Origin of the sequence: Streptomyces bambusae, assembly GCF_019400985.1 — a bacterium.
GTDB lineage: Bacteria > Actinomycetota > Actinomycetes > Streptomycetales > Streptomycetaceae > Streptomyces > Streptomyces bambusae_A.
In genome coordinates, this window is record NZ_WTFF01000021.1 from 1 (window position 1) to 17,376 (window position 17,376).

Here is a 17,376-nt window from a genome sequence, read left to right on the forward strand (position 1 = left end):
ACTACTAACTAGCACAACGAAGAGAAAGACGGATAGGACGGTGGGCCGCTCAGGAGGTGATAAAAGCAAGGGTGACCCCGCCGGGGTGCGGGTGCCCGGGGTGGCCGGACCACTGGCGCTGCTCACCGAGTGGGGGGCCGGGGACGACCGGCCGGTGCGGTACTGGATCGCCGGCACCGACGGCGCCTGCGCCCGGCTGACCCGCCTGGGCACCGCCACGCTGCCCATGGAGGTCCTGGAGGACTGCGGGCTGCGCGACTTCGAGGGCCGCTCCTTCCCCGGCTGGCACCGCCACATGACCTTCGTCGCGGCCGCCGCGGCCCACCGTCTGCTGGGCCAGAGCCCCGCCCGACTGACCGCGCTCTGATCCGAGGAGTCGACATGCCTGTCCTGACGGCGGATGCCCTCGCGCCCCGCGACACCGCCACGGTGGCGCACGTGCCGGTGGCCACGCTGCTGGACGCCGAATCGCCCCGCCTCGCCGGGGTCGACCACGACCACGTGCTGCTGCTGGCCGGGCTGGAGACCGCCCTGCCGCCGATCGTGGTCCACCGCCCCACCCTCCGCGTCGTCGACGGCATGCACCGCCTGCACGCGGCCCGCCTCAACCGCCGCGAGACCATCCCCGTCCGCTGGTTCGACGGCTCCGAGCGCGAGGCGTTCCTGCTCGCCGTCGAGGCCAACAACGGCCACGGCCTGCCCCTGACCCTCGCCGACCGCCGCGAGTCGGCGCGCCGCATCCTGCGCTCCTGGCCGGAGTGGTCCGACCGGGCCGTCGCCGCCAAGGTCGGGCTGTCCGGCAAGACCGTCGGCGTGCTGCGCCGCACCGCCGCCGAGGCCGGCGAACTGCCTGCCGTACGGGTCGGCTGCGACGGCCGGGCACGGCCGCTGAGCGCCACCGAGGGCCGGCTGCGCGCCGTGGACTACCTCGCCGTACGCCCCGACGCCTCGCTCCGCGAGATCGCCCGCTCCGCCGGGATCTCGGTGGAGACCGCGCGCGACGTACGCGACCGGCTCAGCCGCGGCGAGGGCCCGCTGCCGGGCGGCGGCGCCGGCTCCCGCGCCGTACGGGCGGCCAAGCCGCGCGAGTGCGCCGAGCCCGTGGACCTGCCGACCGTACTGGACTCCCTCAAACGCGATCCCACCCTCAAGTACAGCGACGAGGGCCGGGCGCTGATCCGCTGGCTGGAGGCCCGGATCGTGCGCCAGGGCGAGAGCGGGCTGCTGCTGCGCGCCCCCGCCCACCAGGCGCCGAAGATCGCGGCCATGGCGCGCGCCTGCGCCGCCTACTGGGACGAGATAGCCACCGAGCTGGAGCAGCGCGGAACGGCTGTCTCTCCGTAACCCCCGTTGAAAGCTGATGAGATGACGAACGTCGCCTCGAATCCCGACCCCCGTACCACCGACCCCCGTACCACCGACTCCCGCACCGTCAACCCCTGGGCCGCCCTGTCGGCCCTCTGCGTCGGCTTCTTCCTGATCATGATGGACACCACCATCGTGACGATCGCCATCCCCGGCATGATCGAGGGCCTGGACGCCGACCTGAACCAGATCACCTGGGTGCACAGCGTCTACCTGCTCACCTACGCCGTCCCGCTGCTGGTCGCGGGGCGGCTCGGCGACCGTTTCGGCCGCAAACCCGTCTTCATGGCCGGCATGGCCGTCTTCACCGCCGCCTCCCTCTGGTGCGGCCTCTCCGGCAGCGCCGAGATGCTGATGGCCGCCCGCGCCGTCCAGGGCGTCGGCGCCGCCCTCATGGCCCCGCAGACGATGGCCTTCGTCACCACCCTGTTCCCGCCCCAGCGCCGCGGCGCCGCCCTCGGCGTCTGGGGCGCCGTGGCGGGCCTGGCCACCACCGCCGGTCCGCTGCTCGGCGGCTTCCTGACCGGCTCCGCCGGCTGGGAGTGGATCTTCCTGGTCAACGTGCCGATCGGCCTGGTGGGTCTCGCCATGGCCGCGCGGCTGCTGCCCGGCGGTCAGCCCCGCAACCACCGGCGCTTCGACCTGCTCGGCACCCTGCTGTCCGGACTCGGCCTGTTCGCCGTCGTCTTCGGCCTGCAGAACGGCCAGCACTACGCCTGGGGCACCGTCGTCGGCCCGCTGGACGTGGCCACCGTCATCGCCGCCGGCGTCGTCCTGCTGGGCGTCTTCCTGCTGTGGCAGCGTTTCAACCCGCGCGAGCCGCTGATGCCGCTGTCGCTCTTCGGCCGCCGCCACTTCGCCACCTCCGCCTTCGCCGCGGCCGCCATCGGCTTCGCCGTCACCGGGCTCTACCTGCCGCTCACCCTGTTCATGCAGGACGTCATGGAGCTCACCCCGCAGGAGGCCGGCCTGCTGATGGTGCCCATCGCCGTCTCCAGCGGGCTGGCCGGACCGCTCGCGGGCAGCCTCTCCGACCGGGTCCCCGGCAAGTGGGTGGTCCTGGGCGGCTTCCTGGTCTTCGCCGCCGGACTCGGCCTGATCGTCCTCGCCATGGACGCGCACGCCGGGGTCCTGCCCACGGCCGGGGCCCTGTTCCTGGCCGGCATCGGCACCGGCCTGGCCTTCGCGCCGATGGCCAACGTCGCCACCGGCTCGCTGCCCGTCGAGGTGATCGGCGCCGGCGCCGGCATGTACAACGCGATCCGGCAGGTCGGCTGCGTCATCGGCGCGGCCGCCGTCGGCGTGCTCATGCAGGCGCAGATCGTGGAATTCCCCGACGACCTCGGCCGGGCCGCCGCAACCACCCTGCTGCTGCCCGTGGCCGCCCTTCTCGTCGGCGCCGCGGCCTGTCTGCTGATGCCTTCCGGCGGAGCCCAGAAGGAAAAGGCGCAGACGGCGCCGGACCCGGCGCAGACGGCGCCGGACCGGAATTCCCGGGAAACATCCGGGAACTCCCTGAATTCCGACCTGGAAAAGGTCGGTTGAACACCAGAAAGGAATACGGCTGATGTCTGGCGACCCTGCACAGATTGATGTCACCACCCTCGCGAACGCGGTGAGCGGTCCCGTCCTCACCCGCGGCCAGGAGGGTTACGAGGAGGAACTCACCGGATTCCAGACCGGATACCGGCACGACCCGGCGGTGGTCGTCGGCGCCGCCGACGCCGAGGACGTACGGGCCGCCGTCGCCTGGGCCGCCGAGCACGGTCTGCCGGTCGCCCTGCAGTCCACCGGCCACGGGATCACCGTCCTCGACCGCGACGGCCTGGTGATCACCACCAGGCGGCTCGACTCGATCACCGTCGACGCCGGGGCCCGCACCGCCCGGATCGGCGCCGGCGCCCGCTGGGAACAGGTCATCGCGCAGACCTTCCCGCACGGCCTGTCCCCCCTCTGCGGCTCCGCCGGCCACGTCGGCGTCGTCGGCTACACCCTGGCCGGCGGACTGGGCCTGCTCGCCCGCGAGTTCGGTTACGCCGCCGACCTGGTGAAGGCCATCGAGGTCGTGACCGCCGACGGGCAGCTGCGCGAGGTCACCGCCGACAGCGACCCGGACCTGTTCTGGGCGCTGCGCGGCGGCCGCGAGAACTTCGGTGCGGTCACCGCCCTGGAGGTCTCCCTGCTGCCGGTCGCCAAGGTCTACGGCGGCGGCCTGTACTTCGACGCCGCCGAGGCCGACAAGGTCCTCGCCTTCTTCAAGGAGTGGACGGCGACCGCCCCCGAGACGGTCACCGCCTCCCTCGGCATGATCGAGTACCCGCCGATCCCGGTCTTCCCCGAGCCGCTGCGCGGCCGCCACGTCGTACACGTGCGCTTCGCCACCACCGACCTGGCGGGCGGCCCCGAGCTGGTCCGCCCCTGGCGGGAGGCCTCCGGCGCCACGGTGATCCACGACCACCTCGGCGAGCTGGACTACCCCGAGGTCGGCTCCATCTACGCCGAACCCACCTTCAGCCACGCCTACGACGGCAACGCGGTGCTGCTCAGTGAGCTGGACCAGGCCGTCCTGGACGCCGTACGCCGCCTGGCGGGGCCCGGGGCCGAGGTGCCGTGCATCGTGGACCTGCGCCACCTGGGCGGGGCCCTGGCCCGGCAGCCCGAGGTGCCCAACGCCGTGCCGTTCCGCGAGGCCGCGTACATCCTGCGGGTGCTGTCGGGGTCCGACGACGCGCCGGCGGAGGCGATTCGCTCCGCGCATGCAGCGATTGACGACGCGGTGCGGCCGTGGACGGTGGGCCGTTCCCTCAACTTCGTCTACGGCGAACGGTCCGCCGAGGCCTTTGCGGACGAGCTCTGGGATACGGCGACCAGGTCGCGCCTGGCCAAGCTGAAGGCTGTGTACGACCCGGCCAACGTGTTCCGGACGAACCTGAACATCGTGCCTGCGGGCTGACCGTTCGTCTGCGGACCGTGGCCGGCTGGTCGCGCAGTTCCCCGCGCCCCTGACGGGGCGGATCCCCTGGAGCCAAGGCTCCAGGGAGATCCGCCTAGGGGCGCGGGGCTGTATCTATGTGCGGCTCCGCCGCGTGGGCGCGAGCAACCACAACGGCGGGGTGGCCGCCGAGCACACGGAAAGTGCCCCGGGCCTTGGGCGCCGGGGCACTAGCCATGTGATGTCGATCAGGCCGGCTGCCCCAGCCCGACCCTGTTCCCGGCCGGGTCCCGGACATAGGCCACCCGCTCGCCCCAGGGCGTGTTCTCCGGCTCCTGCTCGACCGGGGTGCCTACCGCCCGCAGCGCAGCGACCATCGTGTCGACGGCTTCGACGAAGACGAACAGGTCGACGGTGCCTCCGGCTTCGCCGGACTTGGCCCGGTCGTCGCGGCTGACCGCCAGCTCCGTGTCGTGGCGCCGTAGCGTCACGAAGTCCGGCTCGCCCTTGGCCGGGTGCCGGTGCCCGGCGGAGAAGCCGAGCCGCTCGTAGAACGCGGCGGTGTCCGCCACCCGGCGGGCGCGCAGTACGGGGAACGCGCGCCGCGCCGGGTGGAAGGGGCTGTGGACGGCCGCGCTCACCGCGACACCCGGTCGGCGAAGATCTTCCAGACCGGCAGCCGGGTGCGGCCCTTGTCGTCCAGCTCGGGCCGGCGGCCGGTGCGCTCGAAGAACTTCTCCATGCCCTCGGCCACGCCCGCGTACTCGGACAGCTCCATGGACGTGATCTCCCAGCCCGCCGCGGTCAGCGTCTCCCGCAGCTCGTCGCCCGGGACCGACAGCGGGGCCGGCATGCCGCCGGGCACGTCGGCGAAGCACAGCACGCTCAGCTGCGCGCCCGGCTTGGTGACCCGGTGCAGGGCGGCCGCGTACAGGGGGCGGGCCGGCCCGGGCAGGGTGTGGAAGAGGGCGCTGTCGAGGACCGAGTCGAAGCGGCCCTCGTAGCCGGCCAGGTCGGTGGCGTCGGCGACCGCGAACTCGATGTCCAGGCCGGCCGCCCGCTCCTGGGCCTGGGCGATGGCGGCCGAGGCCGCGTCGATCGCCGTCACCCGGTAGCCCTGGCGGGCCAGGAAGACGGCGTTGTCGCCGGGGCCGCAGCCGATGTCCAGCACGGAGCCGTGGAAGCGGCCCTGCCGCTCCAGTTCCACGACGTCCGGCTGCGCCTCGCCGATGTCCCAGGGCACGACCTTGATGGCCGCCCCCTCCAGCAGCTCTCCGCCCGTGTAGACGGCGTTGAAGTCGGCGGCGGCGTAGTCGAAGGACTGTTCCGTGGCGCTCACGCGGATCTCCTTGGCTGGGTCCCCCCGGGAAATCGAGGGGGAGGGTCGCGGTATCTGCGGCAGTATCACGCGCCGCCCCGCCGTCAAGGAATGCCCGAGGCCCCGCCGAACCCCTTTGGCGCGTCCACCGGGTGTCCGGGTGAGGAAATTCCGCACCCGGACAGCTCCGCACCCGGACATGGCATCCAGACATCCGCACCCAGACATCCGCACCCGGACATCAGGTCAGCGCAGTCCAACTGCTGTCCGAATTCAGGCACATGGACACCCCGGCATTCATCGTGGTGAATAAGAGCTCCAACGGGACAACCGGGAGAAGGAGTTCGATCGTGGCTGGCAAGGTCTGGTTCATCACCGGCACGTCCCGCGGATTCGGCAGGGTCTGGGCCGAGGCCGCCCTGGAGCGCGGCGACCGCGTCGCGGCCACCGCCCGCAGCCTCGACAGCCTGGCCGACCTGACCGAGAAGTACGGCGACGCGGTGCTGCCCCTGAAGCTCGACGTCCGGGACCGGGACGCGGCCTTCGCGGCCGTCGCCGCCGCCCACGAGCGGTTCGGCCGCCTCGACGTCGTCGTGAACAACGCCGGGTACGGCCTGTTCGGCGCGGTCGAGGACGTCACCGAGGCCCAGGCCCGCGAGCAGATCGACACCAACCTCTTCGGCACCCTGTGGGTCACCCAGGCCGTCCTGCCCGTCCTGCGCGCCCAGGGCAGCGGCCACATCCTGCAGATGTCCTCCATCGCGGGCCTGGCGTCCTGGCCGATGCTCGGCCTCTACCACGCCTCCAAGTGGGCCGTGGAGGGCATGAGCGACGCCCTCGCCCAGGAGGTCGGCCGGTTCGGCATCCACGTCACCATCGTCGAGCCCGGACCGTACAAGACCGACTGGCGCGGCGCCTCCGCCGTCTGGGCCGAGCCCGGCGAGGCGTACGCCGAGGTCGCCAAGGCGCCCTCGGCGGGCTCCGCCCCCGGCGACCCGGCCGCGACCGCCGGCCCGGTGCTGGAGCTGGTGGACAGCCCGAACCCGCCGCTGCGGGTCCTGCTGGGCGCCACCGTCCTGGACACGGTCACCGCCGCCTACGAGGAGCGGCTGGCCGGCTGGAAGCAGTGGGACACCCTCGCCCGCGCCGCCCAGGGCAACTGACGGGCCGCCACCCGACCCGAACCCGCCCCCCGAACCACCTGATCCACCTGATCCACCCCGACGTGAAGGGAACAAGACCGTGCAGACAGCTGCGGTGAACGCCACGACGGCCCCCGAGCTCCAGGTCCCGGGCCGCGACGAGCTGGTGGCCCGGGCCGCCGGACTGCGCGCGGACCTGTGGGAGGACGCGCCGGAGAGCGACCGTACCCGCCGGCTGACGGCGCGCAGCATCGCCGCCGTCACCGACGCGGGCCTGATGCGGCTGATGACCCCGCGCCGCCTCGGCGGCTACGAGGCCGACATCCGCACCCTGCTGGAGGTCGCCACCGAGGTCGGCCGCGGCTGCGGCTCGACCGCGTGGATCACCGGCGTGCTCAACGCCGGCAACTTCGTGGCCTCCCTCTTCCCCCGCGAGGTCCAGGACGAGGTGTGGAGCCTGAACGCCGACGCCCGCACCGCCCTGGTGCTGGGCATGCCGGCCCGCGGCGTGGAGGTGGTCGACGACGGTGTCGTCGTCACCGGCGAGTGGGGCTACGTCTCCGGCTCGCTGCACGCCGACTGGGTGGGCGTACTGATCGCCGTGCCGACCGACGGCGGGGAGAACGTCGTCCACTTCGCGCTGCTGCGCGCCGACGAGCTGGAGATCAAGGACACCTGGCACTTCGCGGGCATGCGCGGTACCGGCAGCAACACCGTCGTCGCCACCGCCGTGTTCGTGCCCCAGCGCCGGCTGCTGCCGTACGCGCCGCTGCTGAACGGCGAGACGGACGGCGTGGTGGACGCCTCGAGCCGCTACCGCAACAGCCTGGTCGGCCTGTTCTCCATCGGCCTGCTGGGCTCCATGATCGGCGGGGCCGTCGCCGCCTTCGACTTCGTCCGAGAGGCCGCCCCGAACCGGCCCGCCGCCGGCTCGAAGTTCCCCAACCAGGCCGAGTCGCCGACCCTCCAGCTCGACCTGGCCGAGGCCGCCACCAAGATCGAGACGGCGAAGCTGCTGGCCGCGAAGATCGCCGACACCGCCGACGCGGCCGCGTACGCCGGGGAGTTCCCCGACGTCCTCACCCGCGCCGCCGCCCGGCAGAACTCCACCCGCGTCGCCCACCTGTGCCGCGAGGCGGTGGACCTGCTGATGACCGCGTACGGCTCCTCCGCCTTCAGCGAGGCCAACCCGCTCCAGCGGATCTGGCGCGACGTCAACGTCGGCAGCCGTCACGCCGGCTTCGGCATGGGCATCCCCGCACAGCTCTACGGCCGCGCCCTGGTCGGCAAGGACCCGCGCGACATCAGCCTCCTGGTCTGACCGGTCCCGCCCCGCGCAGCTGACCTCCCCACGCCGAGCAGAGCCGATCAGTCGAGCAGAAAGGCACACCCCCGTGAGCACCGGACGGACCATCGAGCAGCTCGTCGAGCACGCCTTCGACGCCGGCGACGAGCAGGCGGTGCGCGCGCACAACCGCGCCATCGTGGAGCAGTACATGAACACCGTCGGCGAGGCCCGCCTCAAGCGCCACCTCCTCTTCACCGAGGACGGCGTCGGCGGCCTGTGGACCAACGAGACCGGCGAGCCCATCACCATCACCGGCCGCGACCGGCTCGGCGAGCACGCCGTGTGGTCCCTGCGCTGCTTCCCCGACTGGGTCTGGACGGACATCGAGATCTACGACACCCAGGACCCGGACCGCTTCTGGGTCGAGTGCCGCGGCGCGGGAAAGATCGTCTACCCCGGCTACCCGGTGGGCCACTACGCCAACCACTTCATCCACTCGTTCCGGTTCGAGAACGGGCGGATCAAGCAGCAGCGCGAGTTCATGAACCCCACGAACCAGTTCCGCGCCCTCGGGATCGACGTCCCCCAGATCCGGCGCGAAGGAATACCCACTTAAGGAGAGCCCGATGGCCGGCCTGCCGACCGTGGAGTCCTACCCCCTCCCGACCCACCGGACCCTCCCGGAGAACGTCGCCGACTGGACCCCGGACCCGGACCGCGCGGTGCTGCTCGTCCACGACATGCAGCGCTACTTCCTCGCCGCCCTGCCCGACCCGCTGCGCGGCGACCTCGTGCACAACGCCGCCCAGCTGCGCAAGCGGGCCGCGGCCCTCGGGGTGCCCGTCGCGTACACCGCGCAGCCGGGCCGGATGACGCAGGAGGAGCGCGGCCTGCTCAAGGACTTCTGGGGCCCGGGCATGCGGACGGACGCCGCGGACCGCGAGGTGGTCCCCGAGCTCGCGCCCGAGGACGGCGACTGGGTCCTGACCAAGTGGCGCTACAGCGCCTTCTTCCGCTCCGACCTGCTGGAGCGGATGCGCGCGGCCGGCCGGGACCAGCTGGTCCTGTGCGGGGTCTACGCACACGTCGGGGTCCTGGCCACCGCCATGGACGCCTACGCCAACGACATCCAGACCTTCCTCGCCGCCGACGCCGTCGGCGACTTCTCCGAGGCCCACCACATGCTCGCCCTGACGTACGTCGCACAGCGCTGCGGCCGTGTCACCACCGCCCAGGAGGTCTTCGCATGAGCCGGACCCCCCGTGCCGACCTGCTGGACCGCATCCTGGCCGGCGAGGTGAGCACGTTCGCCCTGCTGCACCGCCCCGAGGACGCCCCGGGCACCGTCACCGTGCTCACCGGCGACGTCACCGGCCCCGGCTCGCTGGCCGCCGTCCCGCTGGACACCGAGCAGGTGCTGGTCGTCGTCCCGTACCGGCAGCTGTCCGAGCGCGGCTTCACCGCCCCCGACGACGGCGCGCAGCTGCTGGCGATGGCCGTCACCGAGCAGGACCACGTCCCGCTGGGCGACGTACCGCACCGGATCGCCGACGTGCCCGTCACCCTCACCGGCGGCCGCTTCGACGTGGACGACGACACCTACGCCTCCACCGTGCGGCGCATCGTCCGCGACGAGATCGGCTCCGGCGCCGGGTCCAACTTCGTCATCAAGCGCTCCTACCTGGCCCGGATCGACTACTACGGCCCGCGCACCGCGCTCGCCCTCTTCCGGCGGCTGCTGGAGCGCGAGCAGGGCGCGTACTGGACCTTCGTCATCCACACCGGCGGGCGCACCTTCGTCGGCGCCACCCCCGAGCGGCACGTGTCGCTGCACGGCGGCACGGCCGTGATGAACCCGATCAGCGGCACCTACCGCTACCCCTCCTCCGGCCCGACCCTCGACGGCGTCACCCGCTTCCTCGCCGACCGCAAGGAGGCCGACGAGCTGTACATGGTGGTCGACGAGGAACTGAAGATGATGGCCCGGATCTGCGAGGAGGGCGGCCGGGTCACCGGCCCCTACCTCAAGGAGATGGCCCGCCTCGCCCACACCGAGTACTTCATCGAGGGCACCACCGACCGTGACGTGCGCGAGATCCTGCACGAGACGATGTTCGCGCCGACCGTCACCGGCAGCCCCCTGGAGAGCGCGGCCCGGGTCGTCGCCCGCTACGAGCCCGGCGGACGCGGCTACTACGGCGGCATCGCCGCCCTGATCGGCACCGACGCCGACGGCAGCCGCACCCTGGACTCGGCCATCCTCATCCGCACCGCCGACATCGACGCGGCCGGCGACATGCGGATCGGCGTCGGCGCCACCCTCGTGCGCCACTCCGACCCGCAGTCCGAGGTCGCCGAGACCCGCGCCAAGGCCGCCGGCCTGCTGAGCGTGCTGGAGTCGAACGCCCCCGTGCGCTTCGCCCAGCACCCCGCCGTCCGCGCGGCCCTGGCCTCCCGCAACACCGGCATCGCCGACTTCTGGCTGCGCGACGCGGGAGTGCGGACGGCCGCCGCGGAGCTGCCCGGCCTCGCCGGCCTGAGCGTCCTGGTGATCGACGCGGAGGACACCTTCACCGCGATGATCGGCCAGCAGCTGGGCTCGCTCGGCCTGGAGGTGACCGTACGCCGCTACGACGAGCCGCACGACCTCGACGCGTACGACGTGGTGGTGCTCGGCCCCGGCCCCGGCGACCCCCGCGACCACGGCGACCCGCGGATCATCCACCTGCACGCGGCGGCCCGGCGGCTGCTGGCCGAGCGGCGGCCGTTCGTCGCGGTGTGCCTGAGCCACCAGGTGCTCAGCACCCGGCTCGGCCTGGACCTGGTCCGCCGCGCCGTCCCCAACCAGGGCGTGCAGCGCGAGATCGACCTCTTCGGCTCCCGCGAGCGGGTGGGCTTCTACAACACGTACGCCGCCCAGTGCCTGGACGACAAGCTCGACGCCGGCGAGCTCGGCATGGTCGAGGTCAGCCGGGACGCCCGTACCTGCGAGGTGCACGCCCTGCGCGGCCCGCACTTCGCGTCCATGCAGTTCCACGCCGAGTCGGTGCTCACCGTCGACGGCCCGCGGATCCTCGGCGAAGCCCTGCTGGGCGTGGTGGGGGTGCGGGTGTCATGAGGGTGGACGTCGCCTGGTGGGACCTGGACGGCACGGGACGCAGCATCGACGCGCTCGCCGAGCGGCTGGCCGACGAGGGCATCGACGCGTGGACCGAGGTGCCGGGGCTGGTGCTGAAGGTGTGGGTCTCCGACCGCACCGCCAACCGGTGGGGCGCGGTGATGCTGTGGACCGAGCGGCCCGACACCGCTCTCCTGCCGCCCAACCGGGCCGCCGAGCTCATCGGCCGGCCGCCGGCGCACCGCTCGTCCTTCGAGGTCGAGGCCGCCGTGGAGGGCGTCCACCCGCTCGCCACGCTGCACGGCCTCGGCGCAGCCTTCGACTTGAGCCAGGGAGTTCCCTCCAATGCATGACTACATGGTCGTGGACGCCTTCGCGCGCAATCCGCTCGAAGGCAACCCCGTGGCCGTCTTCTTCGGCAGCGAGGACCTGACGTCCGACCGGATGCAGGCCATCGCACGGGAGATGAACCTCTCCGAGGTCACGTTCGTCCTCCCGGCCGAGGCCGATGCGGCGGACGCCCGCATCCGGATCTTCACCCCGGTCAACGAGCTGCCCTTCGCCGGGCACCCGCTGCTGGGCACCGCGGTCGCCCTCGGCCTGAGCCGCAAGGCGCTCGGCGTCGCCCGCAAGGAGGAGCGGCTGCGGCTGGAGACCGGGATGGGCGTGATCCCGTTCGACGTCGGCATGGACAACGACGACGGCGCGGTGATCGTGCAGATGCGCCAGCCGCACCCGACCTGGGAGCCGTACGAGCACGCCGAGGACCTGCTGGCGGCGCTCGGCGTGACCTCGTCCACCGCCCCGGTGGAGATCTACCGCAACGGCCCCCGGCACGTCTTCGTGGGCCTGGAGAGCGTCGAGGCGCTCTCCGCGCTCGAACCCGACCACCGCGCCCTGTCCCGCTTCCCCGACATGGCCGCCAACTGCTTCGCCGGCACGGGCGAGGAATGGCGCACCCGGATGTTCTCGCCCGCCTACGGGGTGGTCGAGGATGCCGCGACCGGCTCGGCCGCCGGCCCGCTCGCCATCCACCTCGCCCGGCACGGCCTGATCCCGTACGGCCAGCGCATCAAGATCACCCAAGGGGTCGAGATGGGCCGCCCGTCGCACATGTGCGCCACCGCGCACGGGGCGTCGGACCGGGTCGACGGCGTGCGGGTCGGCGGCTACGGCACGGTCGTCGCCCGCGGAACCATCTACGTCTAGGGAGCAGCACCCCTCATGAGCACCAGCACCCGTCCCGCGACCACCCGTCCCGCGCCCACCCGTCCCGGCTCCGGCCCGGCCGGCCCCCGGCCCGCCCTCGACACCAGCAAGTTCGAGTCCCTCTCGGGCGCCGCCGACCTCGACTTCCCCGAGTACGACGCCCCGCCCGCCGAGCCCATGGGCCTGGTGTGGCAGTGGCTGGCCGAGGCCGTACGCCGCGGGGTGCGCGAGCCCCGCTCGATGGCCCTGGCCACCGCCACCGCCGAGGGGCGCGCCTCCAACCGGATCGTGACCATCGCCCGCGAGACCGGCCGCGGACTGGTGTTCACCACCCACAGCACCAGCCGCAAGGGCCGTGAACTGGCCGCCAACGGCTGGGCGTCGGCGCTGCTGTACTGGCGCGAGACCGGCCAGCAGATCATGCTGTCCGGCCCGGTCACCCCGCTGGCGCCGGCCGAGTCCGACGCCATGTGGGCCGCCCGCCCGGTGCCGCTGCACTCCATGACCGCCGTCTCCCACCAGAGCGACCCCGTGGAGGACGTGGAGCTCCTGCGCGACGAGGCCTACCGGCTGCTGGAGACGGGCCGCCCCCTGCCCCGCCCGGACCGCTTCACCGGCTACCTGCTGGAGCCGGCCGAGGTCGAGTTCTGGAACGCCGCCTCCGACCGGCTGCACCGCCGCCTTTCCTACACCCGCACCGACGACGGCCGCTGGCACGCGGTCCGGCTCCAGCCATGACGTCCCGATCGGAGGTGACACCCGCCGTGCAGCGCGACCTGCTCACCCGCACGATGGCGCTGGTGCCCGGCCCGGTGACGGTGGTGACCACCGTCGACGCGGACGGCAAGCCGTGGGGGTTCACGGCCAGTTCGTTCAGCTCGGTCTCGCTCGACCCGCCGCTGGTCTCGGTCTGCCTGGACAAGGCGGCCAGCACGCACGCCGCGTTCACCACCGCGCGGCACTTCCTGATCAACGTCCTGGCCGAGGAGCAGCACGGGGTGGCCCGCCGGTTCGCGACCTCCGGCATCGACCGGTTCGCCGCCGGCGACATGGAGACCTGCGAGCTGGGCCTGCCCGGACTGCACCGCACCAGCGTCCGGGTCGCCTGCTCCATGCACTCCATCGTCGACGCCGGCGACCACAGCATCCTCATCGGCTGCGTCGAGGAGGCCTTCACGAGCGACCGCACCCCGCTCGTCTACTACAACCGCTCCTTCGCCCGGCCCGCCCCCAACCCGGACCGGGCCGAGCAGGACATCCGCGCATCGCACATCGCCGACTGGTGAGACAAGGAGCATGACGCCGTGACCGCCGACACCGCCGTCAACGTGGCCGTGATCTACTACTCGGCCACCGGGAACGTCGCCGAGATCGCCCGGGAGATCGCCGAGACCGCCGAGAAGGCGGGCGCCGAGGTCCGGCTGCGCCGGTGCGCCGAACTCGCCCAGCGCTCCGCGATCGAGGCCAACCCGCGCTGGGCGCAGCACGCGGCCGAGACCGCCGACATCCCCGTCGCCGTCCCCGCCGACCTGCTGTGGGCCGACGCCGTGCTCTTCGGCTCGCCCACCCGGTTCGGCAACATCTCCGCCCAGCTCAAGCAGTTCCTCGACCAGCTCGGCCCGGCCTGGGGCCAGGGCCTGCTCAAGGACAAGGTCTACAGCGGGTTCACCTCCACCGCCAGCGAGCACGGCGGCCAGGAGTCCACGCTGCTGGCGCTGACCACCTCCTTCCACCACTTCGGGGGCATCGTCGTCGCCCCCGGCTACACCCACCCCGACAAGTTCGCCGACGGCAACCCGTACGGAACCGCGCACTGGTCCGGCGGCGGCAACACCCGGCCCGTGGACGACACCACCCGCAGGGCGGCCCGCGTCCAGGCCGACCGCGTCGTGAAGTTCGCCCGCGCCGTCAAGACGGCCTGAGCGCTCCGCCGCCCCACCCCTCGACCGACGAACCGAACTGCCCTACCTCCCCTGGGGGAAGCCATGACCCTGCCCACCATCGGCCCGCCGCGCACCGCGCGGGACGACGACTACCGCACCCTCACCGACCTGTTCGCCGCCTCCGCCGAGCGCTTCCCCGACCGCACCGCGCTCACCGCGGACGGCGCCTCGTACAGCTACCGCCGCCTCGACACTTGGTCGGACGCCGTCGCGGCACTGCTGGCGGGGCTCGGCGTGGGCCGCGGGGACCGGGTCGCGCTGCGGATGCCGCCGGGCGCCGCCGCCGTCGTCTCGATGATCGGCATCATGAAGGCGGGCGCCGCGTACGTCCCGCTGGAGGTGCGCAACCCGCCCTCCCGCAACCGGTTCATCGTCTCCGACAGCGGCGTGACCGCCTTCCTCGGCGACCCCGCCGAGTGCGAGACCGGGCAGATCCCCGTCGTCCCCGAGGAGCGCATCACCCAACTGCTGTCCCAGCCGCCGGCCGCCCCGCCGGCCCGCACCGGCCCCGAGCCGCGCGACACCGCGTACATCATCTACACCTCGGGCACCACGGGCCGGCCCAAGGGCGTCCTGGTCCCGCACGGCGCGGCCGCGGTACTGACGGCCAGCGCCGAGGGGCCGTTCGCCTTCGACGAGCACGACAGCTGGCTGCTCTTCCACTCCATCGCCTTCGACTTCTCGGTGTGGGAGATCTGGGGACCGCTGTCGACCGGCGCCCGCCTGGTGGTGCTGCCGCCGGGCACCTCCCGCTCACCCGAGGCGTGCATGCACTTCATCGCCGACGAGGGCATCACCGTCCTGAGCCAGACCCCGACCGCCTTCGGCGCCATGACCCAGATCGTGCTGCGCGACCAGTTCGCGCTGCCGTCCCTGCGGTACGTGCTCTTCGGCGGGGAGAAGCTCACCCCCGAGACCGTCCGCCCCTGGGCCAAGCAGTTCGGCCTGGCCTCCCCGGCCCTGGTCAACATGTACGGGGTCACCGAGGCCGCCGTACTCAGCACGTACCACGCGGTGGCCGAGGAGGACCTCGACGACGACAACCTGTCGATCGGGGTACTGCTCTCCGGAACCGCCCGCGTGGTCACCGACGCGGGCGAGGACGCCGCGCCCGGCGAGGACGGCGAACTGTGGCTGGCCGGCCCCCAGGTGGCCGACGGCTACCTGGGCCGGCCCGAGCTGACCGCCGAGCGCTTCCCCACGCACACCGACGGCATCCGCTACTACCGCACCGGCGACCTCGTCACCGTCCGCCGGGACGGCACCTACGGCTACGTCGGCCGCGCCGACCTCCAGGTCAAACTGCGCGGCCACCGCATCGAGCTCAGCGACATCGAGGTCGCCGTCCAGGCCCACCCCGCCGTCGCCGGCGCGGTGGTCTGGGTGCACGAGTTCAAGCCCGGCGACCAGCGGCTGGTCTGCGCGTACGTGGTCGCCGAGGGCGCCGAGGACCCCGGCACCCGCCCGCTGCGCGCGCACGTGAAGGAGCTGCTGCCCTCCTACATGCACCCGTCGGGCTACGCGGCACTGCCGCTGCCCCACCTGCCCAGCACCGTCAACGGAAAGGTCGACCGGGCCGAGGTGGCCCGGATCTGGCAAGAGGAGAGGAGCCGGACCCGATGAGCATCGCACACCACCCCCGCACCACGCTGGCCGAGGAGGTCCGCACGGCGACCCTGGCCTGGGTGGCCGAACTGCTGGAGGAGCCCGAGGTCGAGCTGGAGGACAGCTTCCTGGAGCTCGGCGGGCACTCCGCGCTCGCCCTCCAGCTCGGCGAGTACGCCAAGGAGCGCTTCGGCGACGAGTACGACCTGATGGTCCTGTTCGAGCAGCCGCTCGGCCGGGCCGCCGACGAGCTGTCCGCCCGCCTCACGGCGGCGGCCACCGCGGAAGCGGCGTAGCCCATGGCGCAGGACACCAACGCCGCCACCGGCTTCGGCATCGTCTCGTTCGGCTACGCCTTCGGCGAGGACCAGGACGTCGCCGCCGTCGCCGCCGACTACGTCGACGACCCCGACCGCGTCCTGAAGTGGGGGTACCGCACCTTCCACCGGGCCGCCGCCGGGGTCACCGGCACCGACCTGGCCCGCGAGGCCGGCCAGCAGGCCCTCGACCGCGCCGGGATCACCGCCGACGCCGTGGACCTCGTGGTCGTCGCCACCACCGACATGCCCGAGTACTCGTACTGGGACGCCGCCTCGGCGCTGGCCCGCGAGCTGAAGATCGAGCGCACCCAGACCCTCTGGCTCAACGAGGGCTGCGGCGCCGGAGTGGGCGGCCTGTTCTACGTGGCCTCCACCCTGGCCGCCCGGCCCGAGGCGGACACAGCGCTGTTCGTGGTCGTCAACCGGGTCAGCGAGTTCCACCGCAACCGGATGAACGTCATCAACACCGTGCTCAGCGACGCGGCCGTGGCCGTCGTCGTCCGGCGCGGCCACGACGCCAACCGGATCCTGGCCACCGAGCAGTTCACCGACCCCGAGTACAGCGACCTGCTGCGCCTGGACTTCGGCGGCGCCGTCCAGCCGCTCCCGCCGATCGGCTGGGACGCCACCGACGCCCCGTCCGCCTACGACCAGGTGCGCGAGCAGTTCGCCGGGGACCCGGCCAAGCTGCGCAAGTTCATCGGCGAGCGCTACACCCGGCTCGTCGAGGTCATCGAGGGCGCGGCCGCCCGGGCCGGGGTGGACCGCCGGGAGATCGCCCACGTGATCTACCTCAACGACGTCTCCACCAGCATCGCCGCCGTGGCCACCCCGCTCGGCGTCCCGCTGGAGCGGACCAACGCGGCCGTCGCCCCCGGCCACGGCCACATGGGCGGCGCCGACCAGCTGGTCTCGCTCGGCCTCCAACTGGAGCGCGGCGAGCTGGCGGCCGGCGAGCTGGTCGCCCTGTGCGGCATCTCCACCGGCCGCTGGGCCGCCAGCCTGATCCGCGTCTAGGCCGTGCCTTCCGGACCGGGCGGGCCCAGCCCGATCCGAACGACACGGCCCGGCGCCGCCACCCCGAGAGCCGGCGCGTACGCCGACGGGGCCGTACTCGCCCCCCGCGCCGGGCCCCG

General features: G+C 73.0%; 19 protein-coding genes. 17 read left to right on the forward strand and 2 right to left on the reverse strand.

Annotated features, from left to right (window positions below):
• Window positions 1-100: 100 nt before the first annotated feature.
• From GPJ59_RS05690 to GPJ59_RS05705, 4 genes are read left to right on the forward strand one after another with little or no spacing between them, the layout of a single operon-like run.
• Window positions 101-367 (forward strand): hypothetical protein, encoded by a 267-nt coding sequence (locus tag GPJ59_RS05690; protein WP_219665309.1) that lies wholly within the window; start codon window positions 101-103, stop codon window positions 365-367.
• Window positions 368-381: 14 nt separating this feature from the next.
• Complete coding sequence (locus tag GPJ59_RS05695; protein WP_219665271.1) at window positions 382-1,344, forward strand: ParB/RepB/Spo0J family partition protein; 963 nt, start codon at window positions 382-384, stop codon at window positions 1,342-1,344.
• Window positions 1,345-1,365: 21 nt separating this feature from the next.
• A complete protein-coding gene (locus GPJ59_RS05700) occupies window positions 1,366-2,910 on the forward strand; it encodes an MFS transporter (protein WP_219665272.1) in 1,545 nt (514 codons plus the stop codon).
• 22 nt (window positions 2,911-2,932) lie between these two features.
• Window positions 2,933-4,318: an FAD-binding oxidoreductase gene (locus tag GPJ59_RS05705; protein WP_219665273.1), complete on the forward strand. Its 1,386-nt coding sequence runs from the start codon at window positions 2,933-2,935 to the stop codon at window positions 4,316-4,318.
• Between the two features lie 227 nt (window positions 4,319-4,545).
• Here the strand turns inward: GPJ59_RS05705 and GPJ59_RS05710 are convergent, their stop codons facing one another.
• A complete protein-coding gene (locus GPJ59_RS05710) occupies window positions 4,546-4,938 on the reverse strand; it encodes a VOC family protein (protein ID WP_219665275.1) in 393 nt (130 codons plus the stop codon).
• Complete coding sequence (locus tag GPJ59_RS05715) at window positions 4,935-5,636, reverse strand: class I SAM-dependent methyltransferase (protein WP_219665276.1); 702 nt, start codon at window positions 5,634-5,636, stop codon at window positions 4,935-4,937. Before GPJ59_RS05715 ends, GPJ59_RS05710 begins: the two co-directional genes overlap by 4 nt.
• 329 nt (window positions 5,637-5,965) lie before the next feature.
• Here GPJ59_RS05715 and GPJ59_RS05720 point away from each other — a divergent pair, with 329 nt between their 5' ends.
• The 13 genes from GPJ59_RS05720 to GPJ59_RS05780 all read left to right on the forward strand — a co-directional run bounded on the left by GPJ59_RS05720 (window position 5,966) and on the right by GPJ59_RS05780 (window position 17,257).
• Complete coding sequence (locus GPJ59_RS05720) at window positions 5,966-6,778, forward strand: SDR family oxidoreductase (RefSeq protein WP_308120154.1); 813 nt, start codon at window positions 5,966-5,968, stop codon at window positions 6,776-6,778.
• A gap of 79 nt (window positions 6,779-6,857) precedes the next feature.
• A complete protein-coding gene (locus GPJ59_RS38405) occupies window positions 6,858-8,078 on the forward strand; it encodes an acyl-CoA dehydrogenase family protein (RefSeq protein WP_219665279.1) in 1,221 nt (406 codons plus the stop codon).
• 73 nt (window positions 8,079-8,151) lie between these two features.
• Window positions 8,152-8,661: a PhzA/PhzB family protein gene (locus GPJ59_RS05730; RefSeq protein ID WP_308120155.1), complete on the forward strand. Its 510-nt coding sequence runs from the start codon at window positions 8,152-8,154 to the stop codon at window positions 8,659-8,661.
• A gap of 10 nt (window positions 8,662-8,671) precedes the next feature.
• The gene (locus tag GPJ59_RS05735; protein ID WP_219665280.1) at window positions 8,672-9,295 is read left to right on the forward strand and encodes an isochorismatase family protein; all 624 of its coding nucleotides are present in this window, start codon (window positions 8,672-8,674) and stop codon (window positions 9,293-9,295) included.
• Complete coding sequence (locus GPJ59_RS05740; protein WP_219665281.1) at window positions 9,292-11,163, forward strand: anthranilate synthase family protein; 1,872 nt, start codon at window positions 9,292-9,294, stop codon at window positions 11,161-11,163. Before GPJ59_RS05735 ends, GPJ59_RS05740 begins: the two co-directional genes overlap by 4 nt.
• Entirely contained in the window at window positions 11,160-11,516 is a 357-nt protein-coding gene (locus GPJ59_RS05745) for a hypothetical protein (protein WP_219665282.1), read from the forward strand. Before GPJ59_RS05740 ends, GPJ59_RS05745 begins: the two co-directional genes overlap by 4 nt.
• Entirely contained in the window at window positions 11,509-12,372 is an 864-nt protein-coding gene (locus GPJ59_RS05750) for a PhzF family phenazine biosynthesis protein (RefSeq protein ID WP_219665283.1), read from the forward strand. Before GPJ59_RS05745 ends, GPJ59_RS05750 begins: the two co-directional genes overlap by 8 nt.
• Before the next feature lie 15 nt (window positions 12,373-12,387).
• Entirely contained in the window at window positions 12,388-13,110 is a 723-nt protein-coding gene (gene phzG / locus GPJ59_RS05755) for a phenazine biosynthesis FMN-dependent oxidase PhzG (protein ID WP_219665284.1), read from the forward strand.
• Window positions 13,107-13,658 carry a flavin reductase family protein gene (locus GPJ59_RS05760; protein WP_219665285.1) on the forward strand — a complete coding sequence of 184 codons (552 nt, stop codon included), beginning with the start codon at window positions 13,107-13,109 and terminating at the stop codon, window positions 13,656-13,658. The genes phzG and GPJ59_RS05760 overlap by 4 nt, the downstream gene beginning before the upstream one ends.
• 18 nt (window positions 13,659-13,676) lie before the next feature.
• On the forward strand, window positions 13,677-14,294 hold the full coding sequence (wrbA, locus tag GPJ59_RS05765) for an NAD(P)H:quinone oxidoreductase (protein ID WP_219665286.1): 618 nt from the start codon (window positions 13,677-13,679) through the stop codon (window positions 14,292-14,294).
• Window positions 14,295-14,357: 63 nt separating this feature from the next.
• The gene (locus tag GPJ59_RS05770; protein ID WP_219665287.1) at window positions 14,358-15,938 is read left to right on the forward strand and encodes an amino acid adenylation domain-containing protein; all 1,581 of its coding nucleotides are present in this window, start codon (window positions 14,358-14,360) and stop codon (window positions 15,936-15,938) included.
• The gene (locus GPJ59_RS05775; RefSeq protein WP_219665288.1) at window positions 15,935-16,216 is read left to right on the forward strand and encodes a phosphopantetheine-binding protein; all 282 of its coding nucleotides are present in this window, start codon (window positions 15,935-15,937) and stop codon (window positions 16,214-16,216) included. Before GPJ59_RS05770 ends, GPJ59_RS05775 begins: the two co-directional genes overlap by 4 nt.
• 3 nt (window positions 16,217-16,219) lie before the next feature.
• Entirely contained in the window at window positions 16,220-17,257 is a 1,038-nt protein-coding gene (locus GPJ59_RS05780; protein ID WP_219665289.1) for a 3-oxoacyl-ACP synthase III family protein, read from the forward strand.
• Window positions 17,258-17,376: the final 119 nt, after the last annotated feature.

Coding starts and splice junctions, on each gene's coding strand:
- GPJ59_RS05695 (WP_219665271.1), top strand. CDS start 382: ATGCCTGTCCTGACGGCGGATGCCCTCGCGCCCCGCGACACCGCCACG.
- GPJ59_RS05700 (WP_219665272.1), top strand. CDS start 1,366: ATGACGAACGTCGCCTCGAATCCCGACCCCCGTACCACCGACCCCCGT.
- GPJ59_RS05705 (WP_219665273.1), top strand. CDS start 2,933: ATGTCTGGCGACCCTGCACAGATTGATGTCACCACCCTCGCGAACGCG.
- GPJ59_RS05735 (WP_219665280.1), top strand. CDS start 8,672: ATGGCCGGCCTGCCGACCGTGGAGTCCTACCCCCTCCCGACCCACCGG.
- GPJ59_RS05740 (WP_219665281.1), top strand. CDS start 9,292: ATGAGCCGGACCCCCCGTGCCGACCTGCTGGACCGCATCCTGGCCGGC.
- GPJ59_RS05745 (WP_219665282.1), top strand. CDS start 11,160: ATGAGGGTGGACGTCGCCTGGTGGGACCTGGACGGCACGGGACGCAGC.
- GPJ59_RS05750 (WP_219665283.1), top strand. CDS start 11,509: ATGCATGACTACATGGTCGTGGACGCCTTCGCGCGCAATCCGCTCGAA.
- phzG (WP_219665284.1), top strand. CDS start 12,388: ATGAGCACCAGCACCCGTCCCGCGACCACCCGTCCCGCGCCCACCCGT.
- GPJ59_RS05760 (WP_219665285.1), top strand. CDS start 13,107: ATGACGTCCCGATCGGAGGTGACACCCGCCGTGCAGCGCGACCTGCTC.
- GPJ59_RS05770 (WP_219665287.1), top strand. CDS start 14,358: ATGACCCTGCCCACCATCGGCCCGCCGCGCACCGCGCGGGACGACGAC.
- GPJ59_RS05775 (WP_219665288.1), top strand. CDS start 15,935: ATGAGCATCGCACACCACCCCCGCACCACGCTGGCCGAGGAGGTCCGC.
- GPJ59_RS05780 (WP_219665289.1), top strand. CDS start 16,220: ATGGCGCAGGACACCAACGCCGCCACCGGCTTCGGCATCGTCTCGTTC.